Source organism: Flagellimonas sediminis, assembly GCF_010500845.1.
In the GTDB taxonomy this organism is placed as follows: domain Bacteria; phylum Bacteroidota; class Bacteroidia; order Flavobacteriales; family Flavobacteriaceae; genus Flagellimonas; species Flagellimonas sediminis.
In genome coordinates this window covers 189,230-207,654 of record NZ_JAAAMI010000001.1, presented here as the reverse complement: position 1 = coordinate 207,654, position 18,425 = coordinate 189,230, and the positions used below count along the sequence as shown (strand labels likewise).

General features: G+C 43.4%; 19 protein-coding genes. 9 read left to right on the top strand and 10 right to left on the bottom strand.

Translation table 11 applies throughout. The features are described from left to right. Positions 1-143 precede the first annotated feature (143 nt). The 4 genes from GTK07_RS00890 (at position 144) to GTK07_RS00875 (ending at position 2,843) form a co-directional block, all read left to right on the top strand. Positions 144-884 carry a hypothetical protein gene (locus GTK07_RS00890; RefSeq protein ID WP_163631948.1) on the top strand — a complete coding sequence of 247 codons (741 nt, stop codon included), beginning with the start codon at positions 144-146 and terminating at the stop codon, positions 882-884. After that, the gene (locus GTK07_RS00885) at positions 793-1,848 is read left to right on the top strand and encodes a hypothetical protein (protein ID WP_163631945.1); all 1,056 of its coding nucleotides are present in this window, start codon (positions 793-795) and stop codon (positions 1,846-1,848) included. Before GTK07_RS00890 ends, GTK07_RS00885 begins: the two co-directional genes overlap by 92 nt. Beyond that, positions 1,802-2,314 carry a hypothetical protein gene (locus GTK07_RS00880; protein WP_163631942.1) on the top strand — a complete coding sequence of 171 codons (513 nt, stop codon included), beginning with the start codon at positions 1,802-1,804 and terminating at the stop codon, positions 2,312-2,314. The genes GTK07_RS00885 and GTK07_RS00880 overlap by 47 nt, the downstream gene beginning before the upstream one ends. A gap of 70 nt (positions 2,315-2,384) precedes the next feature. Further along, the gene (locus GTK07_RS00875; protein ID WP_163631939.1) at positions 2,385-2,843 is read left to right on the top strand and encodes a hypothetical protein; all 459 of its coding nucleotides are present in this window, start codon (positions 2,385-2,387) and stop codon (positions 2,841-2,843) included. A 32-nt stretch (positions 2,844-2,875) separates the two neighbouring features. On the opposite strand, the gene GTK07_RS00870 is transcribed toward GTK07_RS00875, so the two are convergent. Then, positions 2,876-3,406 (bottom strand): lipid-binding SYLF domain-containing protein, encoded by a 531-nt coding sequence (locus tag GTK07_RS00870; protein WP_163631936.1) that lies wholly within the window; start codon positions 3,404-3,406, stop codon positions 2,876-2,878. Between the two features lie 233 nt (positions 3,407-3,639). On the opposite strand from GTK07_RS00870, the gene katG reads away from it, so the two are divergent. From katG to GTK07_RS00855, 3 genes are all read left to right on the top strand, one after another. Further along, complete coding sequence (gene katG / locus GTK07_RS00865) at positions 3,640-5,859, top strand: catalase/peroxidase HPI (protein ID WP_417938941.1); 2,220 nt, start codon at positions 3,640-3,642, stop codon at positions 5,857-5,859. 97 nt (positions 5,860-5,956) lie between these two features. Then, entirely contained in the window at positions 5,957-6,436 is a 480-nt protein-coding gene (locus tag GTK07_RS00860) for an ankyrin repeat domain-containing protein (protein WP_163631933.1), read from the top strand. Beyond that, positions 6,433-7,209: a nitrilase family protein gene (locus GTK07_RS00855; protein WP_163631930.1), complete on the top strand. Its 777-nt coding sequence runs from the start codon at positions 6,433-6,435 to the stop codon at positions 7,207-7,209. The genes GTK07_RS00860 and GTK07_RS00855 overlap by 4 nt, the downstream gene beginning before the upstream one ends. On the opposite strand, the gene GTK07_RS00850 is transcribed toward GTK07_RS00855, so the two are convergent. Continuing rightward, complete coding sequence (locus tag GTK07_RS00850; RefSeq protein WP_235932402.1) at positions 7,193-8,794, bottom strand: Ig-like domain-containing domain; 1,602 nt, start codon at positions 8,792-8,794, stop codon at positions 7,193-7,195. The genes GTK07_RS00855 and GTK07_RS00850 overlap by 17 nt on opposite strands. 90 nt (positions 8,795-8,884) lie before the next feature. Further along, entirely contained in the window at positions 8,885-9,574 is a 690-nt protein-coding gene (locus GTK07_RS00845; protein ID WP_235932401.1) for a ComF family protein, read from the bottom strand. Between the two features lie 48 nt (positions 9,575-9,622). Between GTK07_RS00845 and GTK07_RS00840 the strand changes: the two genes are divergently transcribed. Together GTK07_RS00840 and GTK07_RS00835 are read left to right on the top strand one after the other, a co-directional pair. Beyond that, positions 9,623-10,519 (top strand): hypothetical protein, encoded by an 897-nt coding sequence (locus GTK07_RS00840; protein ID WP_163631919.1) that lies wholly within the window; start codon positions 9,623-9,625, stop codon positions 10,517-10,519. A gap of 36 nt (positions 10,520-10,555) precedes the next feature. Then, positions 10,556-12,097, top strand: coding sequence for a glycine--tRNA ligase (locus GTK07_RS00835; protein WP_163631916.1), 1,542 nt, complete (start codon positions 10,556-10,558; stop codon positions 12,095-12,097). Positions 12,098-12,100: 3 nt separating this feature from the next. Here the strand turns inward: GTK07_RS00835 and GTK07_RS00830 are convergent, their stop codons facing one another. The 7 genes from GTK07_RS00830 to GTK07_RS00800 form a co-directional block, all read right to left on the bottom strand. Continuing rightward, a complete protein-coding gene (locus tag GTK07_RS00830; protein ID WP_163631913.1) occupies positions 12,101-13,768 on the bottom strand; it encodes a formate--tetrahydrofolate ligase in 1,668 nt (555 codons plus the stop codon). A gap of 103 nt (positions 13,769-13,871) precedes the next feature. Continuing rightward, complete coding sequence (locus GTK07_RS00825) at positions 13,872-14,384, bottom strand: DUF3124 domain-containing protein (protein ID WP_163631908.1); 513 nt, start codon at positions 14,382-14,384, stop codon at positions 13,872-13,874. Between the two features lie 54 nt (positions 14,385-14,438). Further along, entirely contained in the window at positions 14,439-14,831 is a 393-nt protein-coding gene (locus tag GTK07_RS00820; RefSeq protein ID WP_163631905.1) for a hypothetical protein, read from the bottom strand. 51 nt (positions 14,832-14,882) lie between these two features. Then, the gene (locus GTK07_RS00815; protein ID WP_163631902.1) at positions 14,883-15,530 is read right to left on the bottom strand and encodes an SdpI family protein; all 648 of its coding nucleotides are present in this window, start codon (positions 15,528-15,530) and stop codon (positions 14,883-14,885) included. Next, positions 15,527-15,787 (bottom strand): autorepressor SdpR family transcription factor, encoded by a 261-nt coding sequence (locus tag GTK07_RS00810; protein WP_163631899.1) that lies wholly within the window; start codon positions 15,785-15,787, stop codon positions 15,527-15,529. The genes GTK07_RS00815 and GTK07_RS00810 overlap by 4 nt, the downstream gene beginning before the upstream one ends. Positions 15,788-16,231: 444 nt before the next feature. Beyond that, the gene (locus GTK07_RS00805; protein ID WP_163631896.1) at positions 16,232-16,804 is read right to left on the bottom strand and encodes a hypothetical protein; all 573 of its coding nucleotides are present in this window, start codon (positions 16,802-16,804) and stop codon (positions 16,232-16,234) included. A gap of 100 nt (positions 16,805-16,904) precedes the next feature. Continuing rightward, positions 16,905-18,377, bottom strand: a complete 1,473-nt coding sequence (locus tag GTK07_RS00800) for a M28 family peptidase (RefSeq protein WP_163631893.1) — start codon at positions 18,375-18,377, stop codon at positions 16,905-16,907. Positions 18,378-18,425: the final 48 nt, after the last annotated feature.

Genomic DNA, 18,425 nt, shown 5'->3' with positions numbered 1-18,425 from the left:
AATTTTCATGTATCAATTAAAAACGTGCATCCACCAAATCAAAAGGGATTATCCGTCAATAAGGCCTCGATTTGCACATTGTAAGTCATTACCTTATCTAAGATTCGGCAGCATACCCCAAGAACATTTAAAATCTTTTTAATATGAAACAAAGAAAAATGTATTGGGCTATGGCAAAAATAGCAATTGTGGCCTGTGTCATCTTCTCCTGTGAAAAGGAGGAACCGCAAATCAATCATTCTCCCCCTCCATTGGCCATGGAAGAACCTGACATTTTAAAGCAAATCAAGCTTGGCAAAAAGCTAGAGAATCCATATTCGGTGGTGAATATGAGGAGGGCCTACGCCAATCTCATTAAGAAGTTGGAAAAGGGTCAAAAGGGTTATGATTCCCAAATCCTCAAGGACTCTTCTGAGATTACCACTACGGATTATTATATGAAGTTTTGGGTGGAAAATGACGAACAAAAACAATTGCTGTTAGCAGATTCACTCAATTTATCAGAGATTCCATTGGATGTTGAAATTGAACAGGAAGGTGATTATTATATGGATGGGGATACCCAGATCCAGGAAGGTCAATGGCTTTATGTCTCTGTGGTCAAAGATTACGAATTTCCAAAAGATATAACTTTTGAGAAAGTCGAGGATTTGTTTTTGATCGAGCCTTCAAACGTTGAAGGAGAGGAGACGGAAAATGGTTCCAAGACCACGACCATTGCAGGCAGGACGGGAATCTCCAAACAATTTTTGTTCGATTTGGAGGACGAGGCACTCCGGCTGACCGGAAATTATGAAGAACCGGCCGCATCTATGGTGGAGAAGAGCAAAAAAAACGCCCGAGGGATATGTAAAGGTGCACAATACGGTAACAAACAAACTTGATCCTGTGATCGGTGTGAAAGTAAAAACTAGACGTTGGTTCAAATGGGCCAAGGGGTGGACAAACTCTGCAGGCCACTACAAAGTAAATCGGGGTTACCGAAGGGATGTTCATTATACAGTGGTATTCAAAAACACCAGGGGATTTATTGTTTGGCCTTCGTTAGTAAGTATTTCATCGGCAAGGTACAGGGCGGGTAAAAAAAGTAGATATGGCCATAACTTTGATTTTTACACCAATTCGGTGGGCTGGCGGTGGGCCACGGTGAACAATGCCACGGTAAAGTACTTTAATTATTGTTCCCAAATGGGTATTGGACAGCCGCACAACAATCTAAGGATAGTAGCGCTAGGAGGCACGGGTTATTCATCGGCGCCCATGCTAAGACGGGTATGGGGGTATGCCGGATTTACCAGCCGTTCAAAGGTCTCTGATTTTTTTTTCAAGGCAAATAGCATAACAGTAGCGGCAAATTTAATATGGATAATGTACAAGTACATACTCCCGGACATTCTCATTAGAGCAGGTAGCAGTAAGGGTACCGATGGGGTCTTCTCCACCACCTTCCACGAATTGGGCCATGCCTCCCATTTTAAAAAGGTAGGCAGCGGGTATTGGATCAAGTATATCAATTACATTATAACCTATGGAGCCTATGGGGATGGACATGGAATAAATTCAGGAAATTGTGGCATAGGCGAAATGTGGGGGAATTATTTCAGTGCTGTTTTGACCGACAAAGAATTTCCAAGTAGCAACAATTATTTTAATAAGGATGAAGATTGGTACAATCCTGGGTTTTTACAAGATGTGGACAATCTGCCGGATGTTTCGACCAAAGAGATATTTGAGTGCTTAAAATCCACCACGGATACTTTTACCGATTTAATCGCCGAATTAAAAACTAAAACAACATACGATGAAAAAGTTGACAATGCATTTTATAGCTATCCTGATTGGCCTTAGTATGCTGAGCTGCGACCCTGAAGAATCCTTTTATATTGATCTCTATCAAAGAGTATTTGAAAACGCCACCAATGTTGATGTAACTATTGTTTACCATAGCTTGGATTCGACAGATGAAAAATCAGATACACTTAGATTAAAAGCAAACTCCAAAATGGCTGCCAACTTTACATCTTCCGTTTCTTCTGATGGCGTAAAAGATGGCAATTCCAAATTGATAATTGAAAGAAATGTGGGCATCTATTATGACCATATTAATAATTATGGCAAGTTTGAACTGTTTGTGGGGGATGAACTGAAAAAAGAATGGATAGGACCTCCCAGCTATTTGGGAAATGAATTGAACAGCCCTTATAATTATGACTCTTGGAGTATTTTAAAATATGATAAACCCATAAGGGATGGTGATTATTTCATGTATGGAGAAATCGTGTTTACTGTTTCAAATGAAGACATTGGCAATTGATTCAGTTTGTAGTTTATGGCTGCCAGCCCCTTTTAGGGGCTGGGCTTTCGAACAATTTTAAAATTATAGTATGAAAAATATGGTCTATATAATTTTGGGCATAATATATACAATACAAATCACCGCCCAAAACTTTTCCGCAAAGCAACAACAAAGGTTGAATGGTTGGGAGCTTGATTACGAATATCTTATTAAACAAAGTGAAGCCAATGGGCAAAAACTATTGGAAATTTTGGATATGGATCGCAAGAGAAAGAACAATCTTATAATGGGGTCAAGTTTTGCAGGGTTGGGTCTGTTATTTTTAACTACTGGAAGTTTAATTCTTGGACAAGATGCCGATTGCAACGATACGAGAATTTGTGAAAATACAGGTCAATTTATCGTTGGAGGAGGACTGATGGTAATAGGTACATTTGAGGTCGGAGTATCCTTGCCGCTGTTTTTTTCTGCTGTCAAGAGAAAGAATAAACGAAACAGAATAATCAAGGAATTACAATTACAATACCCCATCATGTCACAACAGTAATAAAGAAAGCCCCAAAGTTAGGGGCTTTCTTCTTAAAACGCCTTATACCCAAATTTCTGACCGCCTACTGAGGCATCGGCCATCAGCCCGGCTTTGGGCAATGCAAACACGGCCACGCCGTCCTTATACTTGGCATTAAAGGCAATTCCGGATTTTAGGGCCACGGCAGAGGTTTCTGCTGCAAACTCGAACTTCCCTTCGGTAAACCGTTGTAGATCGGTATCGGTCTCAAAAAAGATGACCTCTATAATGGCCTGTCCACCAGCTTGTAGGCCAATGTTCAATTTTTTAAGATTGGCCATCCCAATGGCATCCCCATTTTCGTAGACCACCCCGTTTCCGGATGCACCACCGATAATAAAGCCACCTTTGCCCACATTGGGGAAGATCACATATCCGGCAGATTTGTCAAAAAAATGCTCCAATCCAGAATCGGCTTCCAAAAGCTTTGTCTTGGCCTTTACGGCATCGTCCATTATTTTTCGGTCCTTTTTATTCTGTGCAAAGCCAATGGTCCCCATTAACAAGAGAGCAGTTAGCGCAACGGCTTTTATCATTTTCATGGTATCTTATTTTTAGTGTTTGCCCAAAGGTAGAAAATGGTTGACCCTTATTATGGAAAGGCTTTGCCAATTAATGTTAACGAATCCCCAAACATTGAAAATTCAAATGGACAGTGATTCAAATCATAGAGAACACTTATGTTTTAATAGTATTTTAATATGAATTATCTATGCCTTTGGCGGCCAATTTTGTATTTTTAGATTGAGAAAAAATCTATAAACAACATACTATCATGAGTAAAGAAATGGCAAACGGGGCAGATGCAAGTCAATGCCCATTTTTGAGCGAAGTTGCCGGAGGAGGTACACAAAATGCAGATTGGTGGCCAAACCGATTGAAGTTGGAACTTTTGAGTCAACACTCTGAAAAATCTAATCCGCTAGGAGAGCAATTCAACTACGCCGAAGAATTTAAAAAGCTGGATTACGCAGCCTTGAAAAAAGACCTTTTGGATGTCATGACCGATTCTCAGGATTGGTGGCCTGCCGATTTTGGCAGCTATGCCGGTTTGTTCATCCGTATGGCATGGCACAGTGCCGGTACCTATCGTGTTCAAGATGGCCGTGGTGGCGGTGGACGTGGTCAACAACGTTTTGCCCCCCTTAACTCATGGCCAGACAACGTAAGCTTGGATAAAGCCCGTCGTTTGTTATGGCCCATCAAACAAAAATATGGTCAGAAAATATCTTGGGCAGACCTTATGATTTTGGCCGGTAACGTAGCTTTGGAATCAGCAGGTTTCAAAACCTTCGGTTTTGCGGGAGGTCGTGAAGATGTATGGGAACCAGACCAAGATGTATATTGGGGTAACGAAACCGAATGGTTGGCTACGAGCGATACACCGAATAGCCGATACTCTCATAATAAGGAAGAGCGCGATCTTGAGAATCCATTGGCAGCAGTGCAAATGGGATTGATCTATGTGAATCCAGAAGGACCGGACGGTAACCCCGATCCCGTAGCCGCCGCACATGACATCCGTGAAACTTTTGAGCGCATGGCCATGAACGATGAAGAAACCGTAGCATTGATTGCTGGGGGCCACACCATCGGAAAAACACACGGTAATGGAGATGGCAATAAAGTAATGATGGATGCAGATCCCGAAGCAGCAGATTTGGCAACACAAGGCTTTGGATGGGAGAATAAAAATGGCTCAGGAAAAGGCCCAGATGCCTTTACTTCTGGATTGGAAGTGATCTGGACATCCACACCGGTAAAATGGAGCAACGATTTCTTTAAGTTCTTGTTTGAGTACGAATGGGAATTGACCAAATCTCCAGCAGGAGCACACCAATGGGTAGCTTCTAATGCCGAGGCTATTATCCCTGATCCATTTGGAGGACCTAATAGGAAGCCAACCATGTTGACGACCGACTTGTCCTTGCGTTTTGACCCTGCCTATGAGAAAATTTCACGTAAATTCTATGAAGACCCTGCAGCTTTTGCAGATGCTTATGCACGTGCATGGTTTAAATTGACCCACCGTGATATGGGACCTCTTTCCCGTTACTTGGGTCCAGAAGTACCAAAAGAAGAATTGATCTGGCAAGATCCTATTCCAGCAGTGGATTACACTTTGGTGGATGCCGCCGATATAAAAGCATTGAAAGCCAAAGTTTTGGAATCCGGTCTTTCAGTTTCTGATTTGGTATACACTGCTTGGTCATCTGCCGCAACTTTCCGTGGTGGTGACAAACGTGGAGGTGCCAACGGTGCCCGTATCAACTTGGAGCCCATGAAGAGTTGGGAAGTGAACAAAGGAACCGATAAAACCATCAAGGTTCTTGAAGGCATCAAAGATGAATTCAACAGTAAAGCAAGTGGAGGCAAAAAAATCTCCTTGGCCGATATGATTGTTTTGGCCGGTAGCGCTGCTGTAGAAAAAGCTGCCAAAGATGCTGGTGTTGCTACAGAAGTACCCTTTACTCCTGGGCGTAACGATGCAAGTCAAGAGCAAACCGAGATTGAATCCGTGAACTATTTGAATACGCCATATGACGGATTCAGAAATTATGTAGTTGAAGGCGTAAAAGTGCCTGCTGAACATTTGTTGGTGGATAAAGCCCAATTGTTGACCCTTACCGCGCCTGAGATGACTGCTTTGGTAGGTGGTTTACGTGTATTGGGAGCCAACTTTGGTGGTTCTAGACACGGAGTACTTACCGATAATATCGGGGTATTGAGCAACGATTTCTTTGTGAACTTGCTCGATATGTCTACCGAGTGGAAGGCAGCGAATGCTGAAAAATCGCTTTATGAAGGTCGTGATCGGAAAACAGGCGATTTTAAATGGACCGGTACCCGAGTGGATTTGGTATTTGGTTCCAACTCCATCTTGCGAGCCTTGGCCGAGGTGTATGCCTCAGAAGATGGCAAAGCGAAGTTTGTGAAGGATTTCGTTGCCGCTTGGACCAAAGTGATGAACTTGGATCGCTTCGATTTGGCTTAGTCAGGTCAGTTCAAAGTAGAACAATAGTATTTTAATGAAATATGGCTGCCATGACCCTTAGGGTTATGGCAGTTTTTTTATAACTTTCAATATCGATATGGACACCGCAGAAGACTTCTTCAATTACATACGAAGTGGCAATCTAAAAGCCTTGAAAATGCTTTTGGATGAAAAACCCAAACTTTTGGAATCCAAGGACCAACGTGGATCCACCCCACTTTTGTTGGCAGCGTATTATGGACATTTGGATATGGTGACTCTTTTGCTGGAAAAAGGGGCACAGGTAGATGCTAAGGATGGGTCGGGCAATACAGCTTTGATGGGTGTCTGCTTTAAAGGGTACGTGGAAATTGCAGCACAATTGATCCAGGCCGGTGCCGATGTGAACCACAAAAATGCCATGGGAGCCACTTGTTTGATTTATGCCATAACCTTCAATAGGGAAGATATGGCCGCCTTACTTTTGGAGCATGGTGCCGATGTGACCATCAAGGATGCCAAGGGAAAATCCGCTTTGGACCATGCCAAGGAACAAGACAACAGCCCCTTGATTCAACTTTTAGAAAATCATAAATGAAGGAAACCCTCAACATAGCTTTGATCCAATCCCCTTTGCATTGGGAAAATCCAAAGGAGAACTTGCTCATGTTCGAGGAAAAGTTGGATGCCATTTCCAAAGATGTGGATGTCATCATGCTACCGGAAATGTTCACTTCGGGCTTTACCATGAGCCCTCAGAATCTTGATAGACGGGAAGGTGATAAAGCAATAAAGTGGATGCAGTCCATGGCCAAAAAAAAGAACAGTGCCATAGTAGGCAGTATTGTTTATTGGGAAGAAGAAAATTATCACAACCGTTTGTTCTTTGTGTACCCCAATGGAGAAACCAAGACTTACAACAAAAAACACACCTTTACCTTGGCCGGTGAGGACAAAGTGTATAAGGCCGGTGCGGAAAAATTGGTTTTGGATTATAAAGGATTCAAGATTTGCCCTTTGATTTGTTATGATCTTCGGTTTCCGGTTTGGGCCAGAAATATTGAGGATTATGATGTATTGATCTATGTGGCGAACTGGCCAAAGCCCAGGATTGAGGCTTGGGATACCCTATTAAAAGCCCGTGCCATTGAAAATATGGCCTATTGCATTGGTGTAAACCGTATCGGCCAGGATGGTTTGGGGTATGACTACCCCGGACATAGTGCCGTTTACGATGTGTTAGGGAAGCAACAAACTTTTTCCAAAGGGGAAGAAGTACTGTACGCCACTTTAAACAAGGAGCATATTATTTCTACCAGACAAAAGCTGAAGTTTTTAGAGGATCGGGATGATTTTAGTTGGAAAGGATAAAGTTTTCCTCTTTTTCCCAATTCGCCCGTATTTCAATCAAACCAGGGTAGTAACTGATTCTTTCGGGTTGGGTCTTTTTAAGATAATTCCCAGTGTCCCATATTCCGTTCCCGTTTTCGTCAAAAATAACGCGTGCCACATAATTGCCTGGTTCAAGGCTATTGAACTCAAAAACTTGCGACTCTGTTGCTATGATCTCACGTTGAATTTCACCTTTTTCGTTGGTCAATTGTAAGATTACGGGATAGGTTACATCCCCACCGAGCCGTATCCTCAAAATCCCGTAATCGGCCAAACTGGTAGTGGATAGTTTGTAATCCAACGAATCGTTCTGCATTCCGAAGAAATCAGTGATGGCACCCGGTAACAACGAAAACGTATATTTTTGGTTGGGCTCCTTTTCAAAATCAAAATCGATTTTATTTTCCAAAGAATCCAGACTAAAGGTAAAGATAGCTGGAATGGAATCGCTGATCTTGAGGGCAATCTTACTGGTATCAAGTTGCTGTATAGGCGTACTGGCCAAAATACTAAAAGTATCCTCTGGGTTGAACTTGCCCCGAGCACTCGAAGCAACCCTTAAGGAATCCATGGGCAAATCCCGGAGTTTTACGGTAAAGGTGTCAATGGCCTTCAATTTTTCATTGGAAACCGTGAATATAATCGAGTCCAGATCGGTCGGGGTCATCCAAAAATTCAAGGTGTCCTTGTCTCTTTCTTTCATGACCAAGCTTTTTATCGAATCTGGTAATGTGGTCAATGTTTCGATCTTCATATCCCGATAATCCCCTTGATAGCCAAAAATGATTTTGTTCTTGGCCACAAAACTGGGAACGGAAGCTTTGTAATTGGATATTTCCTTAAAAAGGGTAAGCAGATAAATGGAGTCCGTAGGAATCGCTACGGTATCCTGCAAAAAGCCAATTTTGTCCTGGCCTTGGTTGTACATGTTATTTTTGTTGGCATCCTTTAGAGCGAAGAGGGCATATTTACCCGCTTTAAGGTTTTTCAGCTCAAAAAAGGGAAGGCTGTCCCCTGTGTTGGTAATATAAAGTGGAGGACTTTTATAAATGGTGGAATCGTTGTAGGTGCTGTCCATTTCATACAGCATTACACTGATAAATTCGTCCGCCTTGCGGTTGTACGCATCCTTTACGGCACCTGAAACCGATAGCGAATCGATATAATCCCCAGTGGAGAACACGTAGGTTAGGAAACTGTTGGGGTTGCCCTCGTTGTTGTCCTGAATGCTCTGCCCAAAATTAATGGTATAGGTGGTGTTTTCCCGGAGGGTATCCTTGATGACCAACTCAATGAATTTGCTGGGTGTGCCTTGTGGGGTAATTTCCGCCGCATGCTTAAAGGGAGGTGAAACCACCAATTGGTTCTGTACATCCTGTAGTTTGATCAACTCATCAAAATACAACCGAATTTTGTTTTCCTTGAAATTAATGGTGAAATTTTCAGGCTCGGAGCGAATCAGTTTAGGTGGGGTCACATCTTTGGGTCCTCCGGTTGGCGATCCCCTTTTGGCACATTGCCAAAGGGCCAGTACCATAAAGGAGATAAAAAGAAGTCCCAACATTTTTTTTATGTACACCATGCCCAAAAATCAATGTGGGACAAAGAAACAACTAATTTGAAAAATGGAACAAACCATTAATAAAATTTAACCCTAGGGGACCATGGCCATGCTCAGCACAGAAACCTCAATCTCTGGATGTTCCAAAAGGGCCTTTGCACAGATTTCAATGGTGGCTCCGGTTGTGATCACATCATCGACAAGGAGTACATACCTAAAATTGATCTCTGCATCTGGATTGAGCACAAACGCTTCCTTGGAACTTTCCCATCGCAACTGGCGGTCCTTTTTTGTTTGGGTCTTGGTGTTGATTACTTTCAGCAAAACATCATCCCGATATTCAGCATTGATATGTCCTGAAATTTTTTGGGCAAAAAGAGCCACTTGGTTGTAGCCTCGTTTTTTTAGTTTTTTGGGATGCAGGGGAACAGGGATTACCACATCTATTTTTTTCAGTCCATGGTCATCCTTCAAATGTGCTCCACACCAATCTCCTAAAAAGCCTCCGATTTGCTCCTGATTTTTGTATTTTAACCAATGCAAAAGGTTCTTTATCAGTCCGTTTTTTGAAAAAATAGTGAAGGATGCAGCCTTTTTTATGGGAATTCTGCCGTAAAATATACGGTCTACCGCATTTTCTTCGAGGTAGTTATGATCGGTGAGTGGCACATCATGTCGACAAACGGCACACAAGGTGCTTTCTCCCCTAAATAATTGGGCATTACATCCAAAACATACCCTTGGCAATAGTATGTTGTTAATCTCGTTTATTATCTTAGCCAACCTTTTTGGTATCAAATCTTATACGCGTTAAGAGTAGTCAGTCAACCCATGAACCCCCAAGATAACACCTTCAACTACAAGATTATCTTTGCTGCGCTGGTCGCAGTGATAGTGGGTATTCTCATTGCTTTCTACTATAGTTATGCCCAATCCAAGAACCAAATGGTATTTTTGGAGCAGGAAAAATCTCTTTTGGTCAAAGACCTAACCTTGATGAGGGCGGAGGTAGATCGACTCTCCGGACTCAACGAAGTCAATGAAATTGAGCTGCAGACCTCGAGGTTTAAGGTTCAGCAATTGTTGGATTCTGTAGGGAGGTTGAACTTCAATATTACAAAATTGAAGGAGACGCGCAAAGAACTTCGAAAATTGGAACTACGTTTTGACAGCCTCAAGCTCAAGAACAACTTCCTCAGGTACAATAATAGCCTGTTGGCCAGTAAGTATAATGAAACCGTTAAACAGATTGAAGAACTTCGTGGTAGGACCAAAAGCATGGAACAAACGGAGTCATTACTTCGGGAAACCACTCAGGAACTTGCCCGAGAGCTTCGCATTAAAAGTTATCTGAAACTTCAGGATGCAGAAGGTAGCGGTTTCCGATTAAAGGCAGGTAGGCCCATCAAGACCAATAAGGCATCCACCATTGAAAAATTGCGTGGTTGTGTCACCGTGTTGAGCGAACCCAACTCCAAAGGAGACATCAAGGTTCTGTACCTACAGTTCTTAGATCCCAACATGGCAGTGATCGAAGATAATGCCAATACCATTTCCGTTAGCGGGAACATCTACAGCAAAAAAGTGGAGATCGTATATACTGGAAAGGAAATCAGTATTTGTGATGCCATTACCGTTCCCGAGGGATCTTTGGTGGAGGGAATCTACACGCTCAATGTTTTTGAGGACGAAAGATTGCTGGCCACCTCGGAATTTCAGTTGAAATAGCGCATTTCTTTTTGGGTAAAATTCTATTTTTGCCCAATGGCAAATCAGGAAGACATTTTTAAGAAGGTTATCTCCCACGCAAAGGAATACGGGTACGTGTTCCAATCCAGTGAGATATATGACGGACTCAGTGCAGTTTATGATTACGGTCAGAACGGTGCCGAGTTGAAGAAGAACATACGGGAATATTGGTGGAAGGCCATGGTGCAGCTCAATGAGAACATCGTGGGCATTGATGCCGCCATTTTTATGCATCCCACCACTTGGAAGGCCTCTGGCCACGTGGATGCCTTCAACGATCCGTTGATCGATAACAAGGATTCCAAAAAAAGATACCGAGCCGACGTTTTGATCGAGGACCATGTGGCCAAGATCGAAGCGAAGATCGAAAAAGAAGTAGCCAAGGCCGAAAAACGTTTTGGCGATAGTTTTGATAAAGAACAATTTTTGACTACCAACCCTAGGGTCATGGAATATCAGGCTCAGGCCGATGGTATCCTGAAACGCATGGCAAGGTCCTTGGAAAAAGAAGATTTGGCCGATGTGAAAGCTTTGATTGAGGAGTTGGAAATTGTTTGTCCTATTTCGGGATCCAAAAACTGGACGGATGTTAAGCAGTTTAACCTGATGTTCGGTACCAAATTAGGGGCTTCTGCCGAAAATGCCATGGATCTTTACCTGAGGCCTGAAACCGCCCAAGGTATCTTTGTCAACTTTTTGAACGTTCAAAAATCCGGAAGGATGAAGATTCCTTTCGGAATCGCACAAACCGGGAAAGCTTTCCGTAACGAGATCGTTGCCCGCCAGTTCATTTTCCGTATGCGGGAGTTCGAGCAGATGGAAATGCAGTTCTTCATTAAACCCGGTACCCAAAAGGAGTGGTACGAGGCATGGAAGGAAAAACGGATGAAATGGCACCTTTCCTTGGGTATGGGAGCGGACAACTACCGTTTCCACGATCATGAAAAGTTGGCGCACTACGCCGATGCCGCTGCCGATATCGAATTCAAGTTTCCATTCGGGTTTAAGGAGTTGGAAGGAATCCACTCCCGTACCGATTTCGATTTGGGCAACCACGAAAAATATTCCGGAAAAAAATTACAGTACTTCGACCCAGAGTTGAACGAAAGTTACGTGCCCTACGTGTTGGAAACCTCCATTGGTTTGGACCGTATGTTCTTGGCCGTGTTCTCCAACTCGTTACAGGAAGAGGAACTTGAGAACGGCACTACCCGGACCGTATTGAAAATCCCTGCGGTTTTGGCACCGAACAAAGTCGCTGTTCTGCCGTTGCTCAAACGTGATGGACTGCCGGAAGTGGCCCAAAAATTGGTGGATGAACTGAAATGGGACTTCAATGTGGATTATGACGAAAAGGATGCCGTCGGTCGCCGTTACCGTCGACAAGATGCTGCTGGGACCCCGTTCTGTGTCACTGTGGACCACCAAACTTTGGAAGACGATACGGTGACCATTCGCCATAGGGACACCATGGACCAACAACGTGTGAAACTTTCCGAGGTGAAGGATATCATCGCCAAGGAAGTGGATATGCGCTACTGGCTACAGAAAATCTAATTTTTAGAAGAGACCTGTAATTTCACCGTCATCGCTAATGTCGATACCTTCCGAAGAGGGATGTGCCGGCAAACCTGGCATTCGCATGATGTCCCCCGTGATGGGAATGAGGAATCCGGCCCCTACGGCAATTTCAATCTCGCGTACCGTGATGATAAAATCTTTGGGTCTTCCCAATAAATTGGGATTATCTGATAATGATTTTTGAGTTTTGGCAATGCAGACAGGTAGAGCGTCCAGTCCCAAATCGGTAATTTTTCTTAGGTCGGCCTTTGCTTTTGCAGTATAATCCACATATTCTGCACCGTAGATTTCCGTGGCAATGGTGGCAATTTTTTCCTGTACACCCATCTCCCAATCATAAAGCGGTTTAAAATTTGATTTTTGGGATTCCACCACATCAATAATATGTTGGGCCAATTCCAATGCTCCTGCACCGCCCTTGGCCCAAACTTCGGCCACTGCGATCCGAATGCCTTTGGAATAGGCAAGTTCTTTCACTACTTGGATTTCCTCATCCGTATCCGATACAAACCGGTTGATGGCGATAACGGGAACCATTCCGAACTTGGCAATGTTCTCCAAGTGCTTTTCCAGGTTGGGCAATCCTTTTTTCAAGGCTTCCACATTGGGTTCGGTCAAGGATTTTAAGTCTGCTCCCCCATGATATTTTAGGGCACGGATGGTTGCGGTAAGCACTACGGCCTTCGGTTTCAGTCCGGCACTTTGGCATTTAATGTCGAAAAACTTCTCGGCCCCCAAATCAAAACCGAAACCCGCTTCGGTCACCGTATAATTGGAATGGGTCATGCCCATCAACGTGGCGATCACGGAATTGGTCCCTTGGGCAATATTGGCAAAAGGACCCCCGTGGATGATGGCCGGGTTACCTTCAATGGTTTGCACCAAGTTGGGTTTTATGGCATCTTTCAGCAAAGCGGCCATGGCGCCTTCGGCCTTAAGATCTTTGGCATAAATGGGTTTTTTGTCATACGTGTAGCCTACAAAAATGTTCCCGAGTCGTTCCTTGAGGTCTGTCAGGTTTTTGGCCAAACATAGAATGGCCATGATTTCGGAGGCTGCAGTAATGTCAAAACCGGTTTCACGGGGCACCCCGGATGAGGTTCCGCCCAACCCCACGATGACATGGCGAAGGGAACGATCGTTCATATCCATCACCCGTTTCCAACCAATGGTCCTTGGATCCAAAAGCAAAGAATTGGTCTTGCTTTGTATGTTGTTATCAATAATGGCGGCCAAAAGGTTATGTGCTTTTTCAATGGCGGCAAAATCTCCTGTAAAATGCAGGTTGATGTCCTCCATGGGCAACACCTGCGAATACCCACCACCGGTAGCACCTCCTTTTATTCCGAATACGGGACCAAGGGAGGGTTCCCGAAGCACCACTGTGGTTTTTTTGCCAAGCCGGTTCAATCCTTCCGATAGGCCAATGGACATGGTGGTCTTACCCTCGCCCGCTGGGGTTGGTGAAATGGCAGATACCAAAATGAGATTGCTTTTTTCCGCCTTGGTTCTATCTATGGCCTTCAAGGGAAGTTTTGCCTTATATTTCCCGTACATTTCTATTTCCTGTGGGTCTATTCCAAATTTTTCGGCAATGGAGGAGATATGTTTCAAAGAAACATCCTTGGCAATCTGCTGATCCGTCATAGTGAAGTTTTTATGTGCTGGGAGCAATAAAAATGCTCCAAAAATTATCTTACAAGATACTCAAATCAGGGGAGTAATCCCATGATAAATGTTCTTGGTTACCTTACTCTACCCTTCTGCCTTGGGTGGTAAAGGATAGGCCTTGTTGCCCGGAAGTAGAAATCATCACTCCTTCAAAATAGGGTTCGTGGGAAGTGGGTTTAGTGGCCCATTGAAATAAAAAGTTGGCACCTGTTCCCCCGGATCGGTCTTTTTCATCAATCACGATTTCAACCGTTTCCATGGGTTTAATGTAGATGGGGAAATCAAAATAAGTACGGATGGACGTGCCATGGGTATTAAAATATTCGGCCTTGTTGATGTAAATGGTGTCCTTTAGGTTAGTGTTACGCATGCTGATGGTGCTGGTGAGGTGATGCGTGCGATGCTCTGTTTCACTATAAATTTCCGAATACACCGAAAGGTAAGAAGTGCCCATCACCAACGAATCGACCTTAGAAAAATCCGCTTTGCGGTTGTTCCAATTGACAGGGTCCACGGAACTCACTTCTTTTGGCGCTCTTTCTTCGCAAGCGGTGAGCAATGCTATCAGGATAAATGGGATGGTCAGCCTCATTAGGTTTCGGTACGATGCGGTAACTAAGATACGAATTACGCGGGAAACGTGGTTCTAGGTCAGCCACATTTTCAACTCTTCAAAAAGTTCTTCATTGGCAGAGTAGATACCATTGAACTCGGAGATGAGGTACAAGGGGTTTTCATGGGCAAAGGTGAACCGTATGGGCGCCCAGGTAGTGCCGGAACCCCGTGTTTGGAAAGTACTGAAGGTTTCATCATAACCGTGGTACAACTGTTGAATCTCGTTTTTGGGGATGTTGAACTGCACTTCGGTATCATGAAAAATATCGAACCCTACAAAACTGATGCCGTTGGCATCAAAAGTTACGGAACCTTTGAACCGAAAGGGTGGAGGTGCATACATGATGTGGGACTGTATCCAGTCTAACCATGTGCGGTGTTTGAAATCTTTTTTAAAGATCAAAAAACTGTTCTTTACGATCATGGCCCTCATTTTAGGGATTACTAGCTTAAAATTAGGGCAATAAAGTGGCTTTTAAGCTGCTTTTTGTTCTTTTCGATATAATAAATAGGAATACACCACTGGGATCAGTGCAATGATGATGGTGATACCCATAAACACCTTAAAGTTCACATCATTTGCCAGTACAAGGCTACAGATGATGATCAAAAGTCCACCAACGAACCATACCTTGCCCCCTAGTTTGTGGGTTTCTTTCCAGATAGATTCGTTTTCCAAGGTCCATGGCGTGCGGATGCCAATAAAATAATTGGCCTTGATCGTCTTGAAATAATTGCCCAAAACCACAAACAGAACACCGCAGATCATGAAAATGATGTTCGGGTTGCCCATGCTGCCATTTTTGGTGGAATAGATGATGAACAATGCCAAGCCCGACATGAATGCGGTAAGAATCAGTTTTAAGTTGTCGTATTTGCTCCCCATTTTTTGGATCTGCTTTTTTGGGTCGATGTAGGGCACGGCCAAAAAGATGACATAGATCAAGAGCGGTAACAAAATAGGAATCATGATCAGTTCCGATTTGTCGCCATAGCGGTCCACTTCGCCTTTTAGGTTGTAATGCAGTGGAACCTGCTCGGGAAGCTGGTCCCATACGTAAGCCAAATACAGAAAAGGAAGCAATACAATGCCGATCAACGGGAGTTCTTTTTTTAGCTTCATGGTTTATTTTTTAAGGTGAGTATCCAATTGAATAGATCTTCCAAAATGGTGGTGTTGAGGGAGTATTCCACAAACTGTCCTTTTTTTTCACTGGTGACCAGGTCCGCTTGGCGCAGAATGTCCAGATGATGCGAAATACTGGGTTTTGAAATGTTGAAACGTTCAGCAATCTCCCCTGCGTTCATGTCCTTTTCCTTGAGCAGTTCCACAATCTGCCTGCGGGTTTCATCATTAAGGGCCTTGAACAGCGAATTCATTTTGATTAGTTATTTAGATAAATATCTAAATATTAATTGAAATTTCAAAATAGGTTGGGTAAAAGGTTGTGGGTGAAGGGTTTGTGGGGTAAAAGGGTTAAGGATGAAAGGTGTAAAGGTCATGCTGTCCCGATAACTATTGGGATTGTTTCAGCATCTCATCTTTTGGTTATGGGGATGGGACCCTGAACTAAATTCAGGGTGACAAAATCCTAAAAAGTAATAGTAGCAATTGATTTGTTTCCTCAGTAACAATTAGGATGTTTAATAGTAAAGCAAACGTCATGCTGAACTGGTTTCAGCATCCCATCTTTTGGTTATGAAGATGTGACCCTGAACTGAATTCAGGGTGACGAATTTTTTAGAACAGGGAACTTTAGAGTAAGAAGAATTGCAAGATGAGGTGACGGTGTTAAGAAGAATAAAACGATTATTGGTTTGTAACTAATTGTTGTTGCGTTGCACTGACACTGTAGCGGTATTGTAGCTTGAAATGTCCTTGATTTTTTCAACGGTTTTGACTCCCTGCGCAGTTATGGTAGTTTTTATATAGTTGCCGTTGGCATCCTTTTCAATAATTTCTTTCACACCATTCCTAAAGGTGGTTTCTTGTCTTTTAAGTGTGTAGTCATCATTAAATGAGGCTTTACTTGAAATTGGAAATCCATCCCTGAACTTCAAGAACTCTTCAATACTTTTGAAGTTCAACCGATTTTCCGGACTGACGGTGTCTGTGAAAACCCAGCTATCTCCCAAAGCCGCTGTCAATTGAAGTGCAGCTTGGGTTTGCTTGGTGTTGTATTCCTTATTTTCGGTTTTGGCAAAAATATTGGAAAGCTGTTCGTTGGTCAATTGGTGTTTCGTTTGGTCATAGATCAATTTTAGGCTATCATTTTTGGCCAATAGATCAAGTATAAATGCAGTAGGTTTATATGCAGCATTTGAATCTTCTTGTTGGGCAAAGGAACTGATCGCAAACCCCATGGACAGCAAGGCCAAAACAAACAATTTTTTCATTGACTTGTATTTCAATTTGATTGTGATTCAAATATAACAAACGAAATCCGAAATTGTAAGGGGAATCTTAATATTGAAATAAACCTAGATTTAATTTCTATTATTTCATCCCATACAACGCCTTCCCAGCCTCTTCATATTTGTCGCCTGCATTCCAAAACAATTTGTCAGGGGTATTGGCAATCAATCGCCCGGAGAGGACATACCCTTGGTAAAATTTGAGCAAATACCCGTAATCCAAGGAGTCAGCTTCGTCACTGGCTTGATGGTAGTATTTAAAGATTTCGTCGTTAAAACTGCTGAACCCAGTGGAATAGGTAGGGGCGGGAATCCCTTTTTTGGCAAAACTTACGTTGTCACTTCGGTCAAACAATCCCTGTTCGGGTGCGGGATCACCAATGGCCTTTAGGCCAAACGTGGAGGCGCCTTTTTCAATCAAGGATTGGGCAGAAGTGCGTTCCAGTCCAATAATAGTAGCCAAAGAAGTATCGTTATAACCACCGCCATCGGTATTGAAGCAGTACGATACTTGCTCCAAGGGAATCATGGGATGCTCCGCATAGTATTCGCTTCCTAACAAGCCCTTTTCCTCTCCAGTGAACAAAATGAACAAGGCAGAACGTTTGGTAGGGTACTTGCTCAAATTTTCCGCCATGGAAAGCACAGCGGTTACGCCAATGGCATTGTCGCGGGCTCCGTTGTAAATGGAATCCCCTTCGGCATTCGGTTGGCCAATGCCCACATGATCATAATGGGCGGAGTAGATCACATATTCGTTTTTGAGTTGTGGATCGGACCCTTCCATGATGGCCACCACATTTTGGGTATGCAAGGTGGTCTTGGTCTGCCCATCCGATTTTAAACTATAGGATAGCTTTTTACCTTTTTCAAAACCAGGGTCGCTGGTTTTTGTGTTCACCCAAACATGGGGAATTTCAACACTTTCAGAAGTATCATTGGGATCTTTCACTTCGGTGCGACTGCCCATATAATGTTGTATACGGGTCCAAAGACCTTCCTCAAACTGAACCAATTCCAACAGCCCCTTGGCATCCATGGTTTTGGCTCTTTCTATCTTTTCCCTGCTGCTTCGGAACATTTGACCTGGATCTTGTCCAGCAGCGCTCCCCCCAAGGACCACTACCATTTTGCCTTTCAGATCTTTTCCATTGAAATCTGCTTCGGTGCCATAGCCCAAAAACACCGCCTCCCCTGATTGCTCTGTGGTGGGCATGGTAAAGGAGGCAAGCAACGGATAGGCTACACCGTTCAGGGTCAGCTCCAAAAAGTTTGGGGCACCCGTCTGTACCAAATTAAATTTTTGGTAATAGGAATCGGTTCCTGGAATGGGAACGGCCCCATTTCTGCGCAGTTCGTTGGACAAGTAACTGGCGGCAATCTTATTGCCCCGTGTTCCTGCTTCGCGACCTTCCAAAAGATCGTCCGCCAAAAAATAAATGTGGCTTTTTATGGTGTTCACGTTTACGGTGGAAGCCGCTTTTTCTTCATCGGTCTGCGCCGAAAGGATTCCGGCCAGCAGAAAAGCAAAACAAAGGGTAAGGGAGTTTTTCATCAGTATTTGAGTTCGTTTGGTGTGATTAGGTTTTAAATATAACGAAAA